Annotated in this window: 9 protein-coding genes; 2 read left to right on the top strand and 7 right to left on the bottom strand. The window is 66.3% G+C overall.

Going from position 1 to position 13,546, the window contains the following annotated elements; genetic code table 11:
* The first annotated feature begins 39 nt into the window (after positions 1-39).
* Positions 40-282, top strand: a complete 243-nt coding sequence (locus QGN32_RS12835; RefSeq protein WP_326544781.1) for a hypothetical protein — start codon at positions 40-42, stop codon at positions 280-282.
* A 266-nt stretch (positions 283-548) separates the two neighbouring features.
* Entirely contained in the window at positions 549-1,574 is a 1,026-nt protein-coding gene (locus tag QGN32_RS12830) for a transporter substrate-binding domain-containing protein (protein ID WP_326544780.1), read from the top strand.
* A 55-nt stretch (positions 1,575-1,629) separates the two neighbouring features.
* Here QGN32_RS12830 and QGN32_RS12825 read toward each other — a convergent pair whose 3' ends face one another.
* The 7 genes from QGN32_RS12825 to fadD32 all read right to left on the bottom strand — a co-directional run bounded on the left by QGN32_RS12825 (position 1,630) and on the right by fadD32 (position 13,376).
* On the bottom strand, positions 1,630-2,478 hold the full coding sequence (locus QGN32_RS12825) for a pyridoxamine 5'-phosphate oxidase family protein (RefSeq protein WP_326544779.1): 849 nt from the start codon (positions 2,476-2,478) through the stop codon (positions 1,630-1,632).
* A 31-nt stretch (positions 2,479-2,509) separates the two neighbouring features.
* Positions 2,510-2,806, bottom strand: a complete 297-nt coding sequence (gene usfY / locus QGN32_RS12820) for a protein UsfY (protein WP_326544778.1) — start codon at positions 2,804-2,806, stop codon at positions 2,510-2,512.
* 39 nt (positions 2,807-2,845) lie between these two features.
* Entirely contained in the window at positions 2,846-3,229 is a 384-nt protein-coding gene (locus QGN32_RS12815) for a phage holin family protein (protein ID WP_326544777.1), read from the bottom strand.
* A 93-nt stretch (positions 3,230-3,322) separates the two neighbouring features.
* A complete protein-coding gene (locus tag QGN32_RS12810) occupies positions 3,323-4,333 on the bottom strand; it encodes a DUF4331 family protein (protein ID WP_326549048.1) in 1,011 nt (336 codons plus the stop codon).
* Between the two features lie 171 nt (positions 4,334-4,504).
* Positions 4,505-6,079, bottom strand: coding sequence for an acyl-CoA carboxylase subunit beta (locus QGN32_RS12805; protein ID WP_326544776.1), 1,575 nt, complete (start codon positions 6,077-6,079; stop codon positions 4,505-4,507).
* Positions 6,076-11,472: a polyketide synthase Pks13 gene (gene pks13, locus QGN32_RS12800; RefSeq protein ID WP_326544775.1), complete on the bottom strand. Its 5,397-nt coding sequence runs from the start codon at positions 11,470-11,472 to the stop codon at positions 6,076-6,078. The genes QGN32_RS12805 and pks13 overlap by 4 nt, the downstream gene beginning before the upstream one ends.
* A 14-nt stretch (positions 11,473-11,486) precedes the next feature.
* On the bottom strand, positions 11,487-13,376 hold the full coding sequence (fadD32, locus tag QGN32_RS12795) for a long-chain-fatty-acid--AMP ligase FadD32 (protein ID WP_326544774.1): 1,890 nt from the start codon (positions 13,374-13,376) through the stop codon (positions 11,487-11,489).
* Between the last annotated feature and the right edge of the window lie 170 nt (positions 13,377-13,546).

Below are 13,546 nucleotides of genomic sequence, written 5' to 3'. Positions count from 1 at the left end.
CCTCGCGTCATCAGGCGTCACGGGATTCGACCAGCCACGGTGGACGTCGTCGTCAACACCCACCTCCATTTCGCCCACGTCAACTGGAACACGTTGCGAACCAAGGACTCCTGGACACCGACCTTCCACAACGCCCGTTATCCAATACCCGAAGCCGACTACCGGCACTTCGGTCTCGAGGGCCTGGCCCAGGCCACCGCGCACCGAGGGGCATGGCGGCGGGCAGCAGTGGTGCCGCCCACCATCGGGGCCATAACCCTACCGGGTCGTCGCTCGCGGTGACACGTTCACGGTCGACTGCCGGCTTGGGATTCCATGGATTCCATGGATCTGAACGGCTCCGAGCGGCTGCCCAGGAGAACGACGCTTGTATGGTCGACGAGAGCCGTGAAAGTGAAAGAAGGTTCGACCGTCTCATGGGTGTGCGGTGGTATTTGCTGGCCTTGACCGCGCTCTGGGTATGCCTGCTTGGAGTAGTACCCGGTGCCGCCCCGAGCGCTTACGCCGATCCCGCACCCCAACCACAACCCGTGCCCGGGGAGCAGTCGGTGACCGCCGCCGTTCACACACTGGAACCATTCGTCATGCCGACCGGCAGCGGCGAGTTGACAGGTTTCAGCATCGATTTGTGGGAGGAGATCTCCAAACGCCTGGGCTGGACAACCGAGTACCTCGACACCGACGATGTGGGTGGCCAGTTGGCGGCGGTCGCCGACGGGAGGGCCAAGGTCGCCGTCGGAGGCATTTCGTTGACGGCTCAGCGGGAGCAGTCTTATGACTTCTCCCATCCGACGCTCGACGCCGGCTTGCAGATCATCGTGCCCGTCCACGACACCCGGCCCTCAATACCCGGCTTGGGCGGCTACCTCGACCTACTGTTTTCTCGGACGATGCTGATCTGGCTGAGCGCCGCGGTAGTCGTCAGTGTCGTTCCCGCACACGCCTTTTGGCTGACTGAACGCCGTAGCGATAGGCCGGTGGTGTCGCGCGCCTACTTCCCCGGCATCGTTCAGTCGTTTGGGTGGGGCATCGGCTCATTGGTGGGCAAGAACAGCGCCTCGGCCACGAAAACTATCACGAAGGCGTTGGCGATCCTGTGGGGGTTTGCAGGCATCGTCTTCATCGCCTATTACTCGGCGAACCTCAGCGCCACGTTGACCGTCGCCAAACTGGACGCCAAGATCACAGGACCGGCCGACTTGTACGACAAATCTGTTGCCACCGTCGCAGGCACAACAGCCTCCACTTTTCTGCGAGGTATGGGCATCGATGCCACCGAAACCCACACCATCGAAGACTCTTACCACCTGTTGCGCGAGGACGGGTACGACGCCGTGGTCTTCGACGCCCCGGTTCTCCGTTACTACGTCGCCCACCGTGGCGAGGGTGTCGCGGTGATGGCGGGACCAATTTTCCATGAAGAGGATCAGGGTTTCGTCACCAAGATCGACAGTCCACTGCGCAAACCGATCAACCAAGCGCTGTTCCGTATGCGCGAAGACGGGACGTACAACCTCATCAAAGAGAAGTGGTTCGGCGACGACACCGCGACCACCGCGGGAGACATGAACTAAGCGTCGCGCGCGGTGACGCCTTCATGGTCGATGACTGGTTGAACCTTCCTCGGCTCTATGCAAGATCCATCGCGAGCGCCGATTGCGGGCTGATGACGACGTAGGCGCTGTGCGCCTGGCCGTAGTACCGCGCTCGCAGCCGCCAGAGCCGTAGGTGTCGCAACTCGTCGACGAGGAACCGGGGGTGCAGGTAGTAGCGCGCCGCGATCTGAGCCAGCATCGCCGGCGGCGGCATGCCGGTTTCCGCGCGGGCGCGCCCACGAACCAGCATGCGTTCGGCTCCGCAGCCACGCTCGCCGCCGAACAGCACGGCTACCTGCGGGCACACCGACACATTTCGCACGGACCAAGACGACGCCGACGTCCCAGCACAGATGTGGCCGCGGTCCACGACGAACCACAGCGGTACCGCAAACGCCGTACCCTTGGCTGACCGGCTGGCCAGGATCATCACGCGCGACGCGTCGAGGATCTCACGATCGGTCATTGGCACGGGTCGGGGCAAATCTGTTGTGACAGAACGGCTCGAGTTGTGCCGGTGCATCGCTTCGGCGATCGCCGGGTCGTCGCGCAGTGCGCCGTAGTCCCAGGCCACGACGCGGCGCGGGGTGATCCGGTAGGCGCCGTCACCGATCGCCGAGGCCGTTCCCCTGATCGTCAAAGAACGCAACCGGAACCACTGCGGTCCGTCGTCGGAAACCAGAACGACGTCGCAACCCCGCAGATCGGGCGTACCGGGCGGCACCACGACGATTCGCGGCGCATGCGCCGGGTCCACACCGTCGAGCTGTGCCCGCACCGGTAGCAAGACCAGCTGGTCGGCGACGACTGCGGAAAGCGCCGTGCGCGGCGGTGTCGTGGCGAGATCGGCCACCACCTGGGGTGTGACGTCGCGGGTGATCACCGTGGCTCTCTCGGCAGCGCCGGAGCCGTCCTCAGCCGGTCGGCGTGCGTCGGTCAGCCTCCCAACGCTCTTCGAGCTTGAGCACGCGGCGGTTCTCGACGACGATCCACATGGCACCGGCAACCGCTGCGAGTACGGCGATGAGCACCGTCGAGTAGAGCCACTCGTAGTGTTCATATGCGGCCACGGCGACCGTTGCCATCATCCCCGCGGCCGACACTGCCAGCAGGATCAAGCCGGGCCAGTAGAAGTTGTCCTTCATCGTGATTCCGGCATGGGGTTGTGTGGTCCGATGGTGATCCGTCGGATCGTGATGCGTATGTCCCATGAGCCCCTCCCTCCTGGTCGGACAGATCTGCGGACCGGGTCAGGCTGCGCCGACCGGCTTGCGGGCCAGCGTCGCGGGCAGGCAGATGGCACCGATTGTCGTCACCAGCCACACCACCAGCGTCGTGGCCAACCATGACGCGAACCCGTCGATGCTCAACCCCTGGGTCAGCGCGGCGGCGGCCGCCAAGCCGAGAACGGTCAACGCCAACCCTGCGCCGCCGAGGAGCAGCGACGCGTAGTCGTGCGGCAACTTGAGGAGGACCAACGACGTGAGCGCTTGGCCCACCGAGAACACCACCACGGCGACGAGGAAGGCCGGCAGGGTCACCGAGACGCCTGGCACCACCCAGGCCGCCACAAGCAATCCGACGGCCCAGGAGCCCAGCAGCGCGATCGCGCGTACCAGGACTTGCCTGTCCATGGTGTCAAGCGTAGGCCGCTATTCGACGGCTGTGAAGGTACCCCGCGCCACCGAATAGCAGGTCGATGACCGCCGCGTCATTGCACCGGTGGTTCAGTGCGGCGGACCGAGGTAAGGAAACTCGGTCAGGGTGTCGGCGTGAGGGCTCAAACCGCTGGGCGGGCACTCGCCCTTGGTCAGGAAGGCCAGGCGGTAGTCGATTACGTCGTCTGTGAAGGTCCGGCCGTTGGGATACTTGGCGGGTTTGGACGGGTTGAAGGTCAACATGTCGGGCAGGGTGCCCTCGTTGTCGATCGCCGCGATGGCTTCTTCCCGGGTGTAGCCGCCAGTGTGTCCCATGAGGTGGATGAATTGGCCGATCCACCGCTCCCGGTCGTCTATGGGTTCGCCGGCGTTGTACTCCAACTTGGTGTCGTCAGTGTTGAAGAAGCTGCTGACCGACGGATGGCCGGCCCGGTCGACATGTTGGAGTTCGCCGTCGCGGCGCAGGCTGCATCGTCCCCAGATCCGGATATCGGGATCCGCACCCAGATAAGCGGTCGGAAGTTCCAGGACCATCGAGAAGACATTGGCCGTTGCGTTGGAATCCTCGCCGGTCCACGGCGATTTCCCGGCCAGCGCGTCGAGGTGAGGCGCGGTGAAGTTCCGGGCTCCCGACGTGTCGAACAGGTTCTTGATGCCGTCGAAGTCGAAGAAGAACGCGTCGCTGCGCGCGCCGGCGAAGAACGTGAATCCGTCTGATCGAGCGATGTTGGGAGCCTTGCCGAACGAAACGTCGACGGTGTCGAAGATCTTCTCGCCGACGGCTTCGGGTTCCTCGGCCTCGTCACCCTTTGCCAGCAAGACATCGACGGTCTGCCGACCGTTCTGCGGCGGCGAGAAGACGTAGCTGAACGCAATGTCGTTGCGCAGGTCACCGTCGTTGTCGATGGCAAGCCGGTAGATGGCATCGGGGTGCAGCGCGTCTGCGTTCGGATTCGCGTTGAGGATCAGCACGGTCCGAGTGGGGTCGGCGGGTGATTGAAAGGCGTACAGATCGCAGAGATCAAGCCGCTGATCGCCCAGCGGCGGACCGAGGCTCAAGCCCGTGAAGTGGTTCGACACAGTCGTCAATCAAACCGCACCGAGCCGGCCACGTCCTGACAATCGAGGCGTCGTGATTGACCGATGCGCACGGTGACGCCCTCACGAGCGTGCGCAACGTGCAGCGTTTCCGCGGCGCTTCGTGTGCAAACACGCACGCTCGCCGGCCGCGCGTGGGCCCACGCGCAAACGTTAAATCGGCGTCAATCCGTGCTTGCGCTGCACGCGACTGATCTGCTTGTCCCGCAACAGGTTCATCGACTTGCGAAGCAGCAGCCTGGTCTCGTGCGGCTGGATCACCGCATCGATGAAACCGCGCTCGGCGGCGATCCACGGCGTGGCCATGTTGAGGTTGTAACCCTCGATGAAGTCGGCACGGATCTTCTGCACCTCCGGCGCCGTCGGGTCGGGGAACCGCTTCACCAGCAGCTGCGCCGCACCCTCGGCTCCGATCACCGCGATACGCGCGGTCGGCCACGCGAAGTTCAAGTCGGCCGAGAGTTGCTTGGAACCCATCACCGCGTACGCGCCGCCGTAGGACTTGCGGATTGTGATGGTCACCTTCGGCACGTCGGCCTCGACGACGGCGTTGAGGAACCGGCCGCCGCGCTTGATGATGCCGCCCTTCTCCTGCTCGACTCCGGGCATGAAACCCGGTGTGTCGACCACGAAAACCAGTGGCAGGTTGTACGAGTCACAGAATCGGATGAACCGGGCCGCCTTGTCGGAGGCCGCGTTGTCGATAGACCCGGACAAATGCATCGGCTGGTTGGCGATCACCCCGACCGGACGGCCGTCCACCCGCGCGAACGCGGTGATGATCGCCGGACCCTGCTGCTCGGCGACGTCGAAGACGTCGCCGTCGTCGAAGATCCGCAGCAGGATCTCGTGCATGTCGTAGGCCATGTTGTCGCTGTCCGGCACGATCGAGTCGAGCTCGTAGTCGTGCGGCGTGAGTTCCGGTTCCAAGCCCGGGTTGACGATCGGCGGATCGTCGAAGGTGTTGGCGGGCAGGAAGTCGAGGTAGTCGCGGACGTACTGGAATGCCGCGGCCTCGCTCTCCACGACCTGGTGGATGTTGCCGTAGCGGGCCTGCGCGTCGGCGCCGCCGAGCTCGTCGAGCGACACGTCCTCACCGGTGACGTCCTTGATCACGTCCGGACCGGTGACGAACATGTACCCCTGGTCGCGTACCGCGACCACCAGGTCCGTCTGAATCGGCGAATATACCGCTCCCCCAGCACATTTGCCGAGAATGATCGAGACCTCGGGGACCAGCCCCCGCAGCAGTTCGTGGCGCCGGCCCAGTTCGGCGTACCAGGCCAGCGATGTCACGGCGTCCTGGATTCGGGCGCCCGCCGAGTCGTTGATACCGATGATCGGACAACCGACCATCGCCACCCACTCCATCAGCTTGGCCACTTTACGGCCGAACATCTCACCGACCGAGCCCTGAAACACCGTCTGGTCGTGGCTGAACACGCCGACCGGCCGACCGTTGATCCTCGCGTGACCGGTCACCACCCCGTCGCCGAACAGCGCGTTGGGATCCCCGGGCGTCTTCGCCAGGGCACCGATCTCGAGGAAGCTGCCCGGGTCCACGAGCGCGTGGATTCGGGCGCGGGCGCTCGGGATGCCTTTCTTGTCCCGCTTGGCGACCGCCTTCTCACCACCGGGCTCCTTCGCCTGCTCCAGCTTCTCGCGGAGCTCGGCCAGCAGTTCCGCGGTGGTTTTGGTGCGGGCGGGCGGGAGAGATTCAGTGGTCACTTGCTCTCGCTCTCGATCCGGCTGATCGCTTCGCTCATGTGGGCGCCGACCTTCGCAATGTACGGCTCGTCGATCGCCTGGATGTGCTCACCCCCGATCGGCACGACCTCCAACTCCGAGACGAACTCGCCCCAGCCGCCGTCGGGCTTGCGGGTCGCGTAGCGCGGCTCGAAGTAGATCGCGTCGTCGTGGTAGCGGTCGGCCATGTACAACGTCACCTTGCCGTCGTACGGCCTGATCTCGGCGGTGTCGATGGCCCGCTGATCCAGGTACGACGTGCGCTGGTGCTCGATGATGCCGCCGGGGATCTGCACGCCGCTCTGGCTGACCACGTCGAGGACGAACTTGACCTGGCCCTCGTCATCGAGCTGCTCGAGTTCCTCGTAGGGGATCTCGGGCACCTCGACGTTGAACGTGCGCTCGGCGAACCGCGCGTAGCGATCCCAGCGCGCGCGGGTCTCCTCCTGCGTCTGCGGGATCTCCTCGCCCGGGCGCACCGCGTCGATCAGCCCGACGAACCGGACGTCGGCGCCGGCTTGCTTGAGGCCGATCGCGCAAGCGTAGGCGAGCACGCCTCCCAGTGACCAACCGGCCAGGATGAACGGGTGATCACCGTTGAGCTCCAACAGCTTCGGCACGTACTCGCGGGCCCGGTCCTCGATGGAACCCTCGACGCGTTCGATGCCGTACATCGGCGTCTCCGGCGGCAACCGCTTGAGCAGCGGTTCGTAGACCACCGTCGAACCGCCCGCGGCGTGGAACACGAACACCGGGATATGGTCGGAACCTTCCCGGGGGGCGCGGATGGTCCGCACGAAGCCGTCGATCTCGCCGCCCTCGAGATATTGGCGGACGGTGGTCGACAGCTCCTCGACCGTCTTCGCCGCACGAACATCGTCGACGGTGACCGTGCCCTCGTCGACGCGCTCGGTCAGGCGCTCGGCGATCTTGGCGGCGGTGGCGTCGTCGATCGCGGGCAGGTCGTTGAAGATGCCGCCCGGCGACTTCCCGGTCACGATGGCCCACGTCGCGAACGTGACCCGCTCCGCTGCGTCACGCGGCGGCACATCGGCGCCCAGCGCCTCGGTGACCGCCTCCTGGCTGAGCACCTTCGCGGCCGCGGCGACCGTCGACTGCGAGGGACCGCTCGGGTCCGTGGGCGGCGGCGGGACAGCCGGGCCGCTGGGGTCCGTCGGCGGCGGGGGAATGTCGCCGGCCGTCGCAGTGCCCGCACTGGTCACCTCGGAAGCGACATCGCTGCCGGCCTTCTCGGCGAGCACCTGCTCGAGTTCGGCGACGGTGGTCGCGCCGCCCATCAACTCGGCCTGCTCGGCGGCGATCTCCTCGGCGGTCTTGGTCTTCTGGTGCTCGGCGAGCTGGTCCACCTCGTCGCGGTGCTCGATCGCGTACTCGATCAGCTTCTCGACCGCGTACAGGTTGGCGTCGCGCACCGCGGTCAGCTGGATCGGCGGCAGGTCGAAGTCGTACTCGACGCGGTTCTTGATCCGCACCGCCATCAGCGAGTCCAGGCCGAGCTCGATCAGCGGCACCTCCCACGGCAGGTCCTCGGGCTCGTAACCCATGGCAGCGCCGACGATCGCGCCGAGCCGGTCGTGGATCGTCTCCCCGGTGTCCGGCGACCATTTCGCGAACCCCGCGGCAAGACCGGCGCCCGCGGTCAGGTTGTCCTGCAGTATCTCGGCGGTGTCTTCCTCGGGCTCATCGGCGGGCACCGAAACCTGTTCGGCCACAATGGCACCCGTGGCGACCGCAACCGGCAGCGCACCGGCTGCACCGTCACGACTCACCACGGCGTCGTACACCAACGTGAACGACTCGTCGATGCGCGCGTGCACCTGCACGCCGGCCCCGCCGGGATGGCGCGTCAGCGTGGTCACCAGCCGCGCCCCCTCGCCGGGGACGGCGCGCTGCTCGGAAGCGACCAGCTTGGCGTCGGGAAGCACCTGTGCGGCAGCGGCTTTCACCAGCGCGGCGAGATCCGGCTCGCCCTTGGGCGCGAACTCCCAGACGTGCCTGCCGTCCGGGGTGGCGACGTGGTTGCCCGGCATCATCACCGAGCTGTCGCCGGTGAACCGCGCGTCGAGCCAGTGCGGCTTGCGCCGGAACCTGGTCGGCGGGATGTTCGCGAAGTCCAGCGCCCCGGCCAGCCCCTTGGACCGGCGGGGGAACAACGTCCGGAAGTCGAGATCGTGGCCGTAGACGAACAGCTGCGCCATCGCGACGGTCATGGAGTCGACCTCGTCCTGCTTGCGCGCGAGCGTCGCGATCAGCTGCGCGTCATGCAGGCCCGCGGCAGCCGTCGTCAATCCGACCTGCATGAGCGCCACGGGATTCGGGGCCAGTTCCAAGAACGTTGTGTGCCCGTTGTCGACGGCGTTGCGGACGCCGTGGGTGAAGTAGACGCTGTGGCGCAGCCCCTTCTTCCAGTAGTCGACGTCGTGAATCGTCTCGCCGGGCCGGATGTAGCGGCCCTCGTGCACCGTCGAGAAATAGCCGATGTTGATCGGGTGCGGTTCGATGCCAACGAGTTCCGCGGCGAGTTCGCCGAGCAGCGGGTCCATCTGCGAGGTATGGCTGGCGCCCTTGGTCTGCATCTTGCGGGCGAATTTGCCCTCTTGCTCGCAGCGCTCGATGATCGCGTCGACCTGGTCGGGTGGGCCGCCGATGACGGTCTGGGTCGGCGCGGCGTACACACACACCTCCAGATCTTTGAAGTCGGCAAACACCGTCTCGATCTCGTCGGCCGAGTACTCGACCAGAGCCATCAGGCGAATCCATTCGCCGAACAGCATTGCCTCGCCCTCACCCATGAGGTGCGCACGCGAACAGATGGCCCGGGTGGCATCGGCCAAACTCAGCCCGCCGGCGAAGTAGGCGGCGGCCGCCTCGCCCAGTGATTGCCCCACCACCGCAGCGGGTTTCGCACCGTGATGCTTGAGCAGCTCACCGAGTGCGATCTGCAGAGCGAAGATCACCGTCTGGACTACCTCGATGGGATATTCGCAGGTCTCGTTGGTGTAGTCGACCGCATCGTCGAGGATCAGCTCGAGGATCGAGTAGCCGCGTTCGTCCTGGATGAGAGCATCAACCTTGTTGATCCACTCGGCGAAGACCTCGTTGCGCAGGTACAGGCTCTTGCCCATCTTGCGGTGCTGGGCCCCGAATCCAGCCAGTACCCACACCGGTCCGTTGGTGACCGGCCCGTCGGCGGAAAACACGCTCGGGTTCTGCTTGCCCTCGGCGACCGCACGCAGGCCCTTGATCGCCTCGTCGTGGTCGTGGGCCAGCACCACCGCGCGGGAGCGGCCGTGGTTGCGCCGCGACAGCGCGCGCCCGATCGACTCCAGCGACGACTCGCGCCCCTCGGGGCTGTCGATCCAGTCGGCCAGCTCGGCCGCGGCCGCCTTCTTGCGCGACGTGAGGAAGCCCGAAACCGCTAACGGCACAACCGGAGTGGGTTGCTCCCCGGATTCCAGTTCCTCGCGGGCGATCTCCAAGAGCCGCTTGGCTTCGTCGGTCAGGCCGGGCAGTTCCGGCTCGTCTTCGAGCGTGGCCGGTGGCCGGTCCAGCCCGTCGTCATCGTCGTCGAGAAACTCGCCGTACTCGTCCATCCGGACACCGCCGACGTACACGGCGTTGGCTTCCGAAGGTGCAGCGACAGCCTCGGGTTCCGGCTCGGGTTCGGGTTCGACGAGGTCGGTCGGAAGCACCTCGCGCAGCACGAGGTGCGCGTTCGCACCGCCGAACCCGAAGCCGGAGACACCGGCGATCGCCAGTCCGCTGTAGCGCGGCCAGTCGGTGACGGCGTCGGCGACCTTGAGATGCACTCCGTCGAAGTCGATGTAAGGGTTGGGCCCGGCGTAGTTGATCGACGGCGGAATCTTGTCGTTGCGCAGCGCCAGCGTCATCTTCGCCAGGCTCGCCGCGCCTGCGGCCGACTCCAGGTGTCCCACATTGGATTTGACGGCACCCAGCAGCGCGGGCTTGTCGGCGGCGCGGCCTCTTCCGACGACACGGCCGAGCGCGTCGGCCTCGATCGGGTCGCCGAGGATGGTGCCGGTGCCGTGCGCCTCGATGTAGTCGACGACGCGCGGGTTGATACCGGCGTCCTTGTAGGCCTTGCGCAGCACCTCGGCCTGCGCGTCGGGGTTCGGCGCGAGCAGGCCGTTGGACCGGCCGTCGTGGTTGACCGCGCTGCCCGCGATGACGGCGAGAATCTCGTCACCGTCGCGCCGGGCGTCGGAAACCCGCTTGAGCACCAACATGCCGCCGCCCTCGCTGCGGGCATAGCCGTCGGCGTCGGCGGAGAACGACTTGATCCGGCCGTCCGGCGCGAGCACGCCGCCGACCTCGTCGAAGCCGACCGTCACCAGCGGGGTGATCAACGCGTTCACGCCGCCGACGATCGCGACGTCGGCCTCACCCGCACGCAACGCCTGCACACCCTGGTGCGCGGCGACCAGCGAACTCGAGCAGGCGGTGTCGACGGTCACCGACGGGCCGCGGAAGTCGTAGAAGTAGGAGACGCGGTTGGCGATGATCGAGCTGGAGTTGCCGGTGATCGCATACGGGTGGGTGACGCTCGGGTCCGACAGGGCCAGATTCTGGTAGTCGGCGTTCGACGAACCCACGAACACCGCGACCGCCTCGCCACGCAGGCTCGACGCGGGGATGCGGGCGTTCTCCAGTGCCTCCCAGGTCAATTCGAGCGCCATCCGCTGCTGCGGATCGATGTTGTCGGCCTCCATCTTCGACAGCGCGAAGAATTCGGCGTCGAAGCCCTTGATGTCGGAGAGGTAGCCGCCGCGGGTGCGGGCCTTGGCGACGCGCTCGGCAATGCGCGGCTCGCAGAGGAACTCCTCCCAGCGGCCCTCGGGCAGGTCGGTGATCGCGTCGCGACCCTCCATGAGCGCGCGCCACGTCTCGTCGGGGGTGTTCAAATCCCCGGGGAAACGGGTGGCCAGACCGACGATCGCGATGTCCTCGACGTCACGCGTGCGCGTCCAGTCCTCGTCGTTGGCGGTGTCGTCGATTTCCGGCTCACCCTCGACGATCACCGTCGCCAACGACTCGATCGTGGGGTGGCGGAACGCCACGGTGGCCGTCAACGTGACGCCGGTGAGGTCCTCGATGTCACTGGCCATCGCGACCGCGTCGCGCGACGAGAGGCCGAGCTCGACCATCGGCGCGGACTCGCTGATGGAGTCGGGCGACTGGCCGGTGGCGTTGCCGATCCAGTTGCGCAGCCACTCGCGCATCTCGTTGACCGATATGTCGGTTTTAGGGGAGGTGAGCGGCTTCTCGGGTGCCAGCTGGATGTCGTCGCCGGAGGGCATCTCGGGTTGCTGCGAATCGTCCTGTGTTTCAGCCATATTCGAAGGAGTTCTCAGTCTGTCTCGTCGGGGAACGCGTTGGCGATCTTCCCGCTCCGCAGACTGCCGTCCAGGTAGGCCGAGCGGCACGCACGGCGGCCGATCTTGCCGCTCGAGGTGCGCGGGATCGCGCCCGCGGGGGTCAGCAGCACGTCGCGGACGGTGACGCCGTGACGCACGGCGACCGCGGCGCGGATGTCGTCGGCGATCGGTCCCATGTCGAGCTTGTGGGCGCCGGGTGCGCGTTCACCGACGATCACCAACTGCTCGGACGTGTCGTCGGGATCGCGCTTGAGCCCGGAGTGGGCGTTCTCGAACACCTCGTCGGGCAGCTGGTTGGCCGGCACCGAGAACGCCGCGACGAACCCGGTGCGCAGCGCCTTGGTCGCCTCCTGCGCGGAGTACTCGAGGTCCTGCGGGTAGTGGTTGCGGCCGTCGATGATCACCAGGTCCTTGACCCGGCCGGTGATGTAGAGCTCACCGTCGTGGTAGGCGCCGAGGTCGCCGGTGCGCACCCATGTGGCGTCGTCGTCGGCACCCTGCGCGTGCGACGGATTGGTCCGTGACTTCAGGATGTTCTGGAACGTGGCCACGGTCTCGTCCGGCTTACCCCAGTAGCCGGTGCCCATGTTCTGGCCGCTGATCCAGATCTCGCCGATCTGCCCGTCGGGCAGTTCGGTAGCGCTCTCGTGGTCGACGATGACGGCCCACTCCGCAACGCCGATCTTGCCTGCCCCGGCCTGCGGCACGGCTTTCGGTGAATCGTCGGGCACCGCCACGAAGCGGCCGGCGTTCAACTCGTCGCGGTCCACCGCGGTGATCGTCGGCTCGGCGTCCATCGGCGTGGTCGACACGAACAGCGTCGCCTCGGCCAAGCCGTACGACGGCTTGATCGCCTGTGGCTTGAAGCCGAACGGACCGAACGCCTCGTTGAAGCGGTGCACGGTCGCGGCCGAGATGGGCTCACTGCCGTTGAGGATGCACTTGATGTTCGACAAGTCCAGCGGCGGCTCACCGTCCTTGGGCACCCCGCGCGCCGCGGCGTGGTCGAACGCGAAGTTCGGGGCGACCGAGATCGTCCCACCGGTGTCGCCTTCCTTGCGCGCCATCTCGCGGATCCACCGGCCGGGACGGCGGACGAACGCCGCCGGGGTCATGAACGTCACGTAGTGACCGATCATCGGCGACAGCAGCACGGTGATCAGCCCCATGTCGTGGAAGAACGGCAGCCAGGAGACGCCGCGGTCGCCCTCTTCGCCTTCGAGCGCCTCGATCACCTGGACCACGTTGGTGGCCAAATTGAGGTGCGTGATCTGCACACCGGTCGGGATGCGGGTCGACCCCGACGTGTACTGCAGGTACGCGATCGTGTCGTGTTCCACGTCGACCGGTTCCCAGGTCGCGCCGACCTCGTCGGGCACGGCGTCGACGGCGATGACGCGGGGGCGGTCCTTGGCGGGGCGGGTGCGGAAGAACTTGCGCACGCCTTCGGCCGCCTCGGTGGTGGTCAGGATCGCCGACGGGTGGCAGTCGTCGAGCACGGCGTGCAGCCGGCCGACGTGGCCGGGCTCGTTCGGGTCGAACAGGGGCACCGCGATCCGGCCGGAGTACAGCGTCCCGAAGAACGCCACGAGGTATTCGAGGTTCTGCGGACACAGGATCGCGACGCGGTCCCCCGGCTGGGTGACCTGCTGCAGGCGGGCGCCGACGGCACGGTTGCGGGCGCCGAAATCGGCCCAGTGCAGATCGCGTTCGACGCCGTCGCGTTCAGTGGAGAAGTCGATAAACCGGTAGGCGAGTTTGTCTCCACGCACCTTCGCCCATCGTTCGACGTGTTTGACCAGGCTGCCGTTGTCCGGAAACTTGATCAGACCGTCCTTGATGAACGGGTTATGGAACCCCATCGCACTCTCCTGTCAACGGCACCCGCTTCTGGATGCCGATTCGCACATGATCCCCGAGCCGCCCGTCAAGCCCCGGACCAAAAAAATCGTACCGGCCAGTTAGCCGCTTATTGCTCTTAGTTTTTTCTTAATGTTATGTGACTGCTTGGCTCAGTCCAAATCAGGTCCGG

This window comes from Mycolicibacterium sp. ND9-15 (assembly GCF_035918395.1).
Taxonomy (GTDB): domain Bacteria; phylum Actinomycetota; class Actinomycetes; order Mycobacteriales; family Mycobacteriaceae; genus Mycobacterium.
This window is presented reverse-complemented; position numbering and strand designations above follow the sequence as displayed.

What these genes read in the sequence shown, in the direction of transcription:
- usfY (WP_326544778.1), bottom strand. Translation starts at nt 2,806, where the DNA reads ATGGGACATACGCATCACGATCCGACGGATCACCATCGGACCACACAA.
- QGN32_RS12815 (WP_326544777.1), bottom strand. Translation starts at nt 3,229, where the DNA reads ATGGACAGGCAAGTCCTGGTACGCGCGATCGCGCTGCTGGGCTCCTGG.
- pks13 (WP_326544775.1), bottom strand. Translation starts at nt 11,472, where the DNA reads ATGGCTGAAACACAGGACGATTCGCAGCAACCCGAGATGCCCTCCGGC.
- fadD32 (WP_326544774.1), bottom strand. Translation starts at nt 13,376, where the DNA reads ATGGGGTTCCATAACCCGTTCATCAAGGACGGTCTGATCAAGTTTCCG.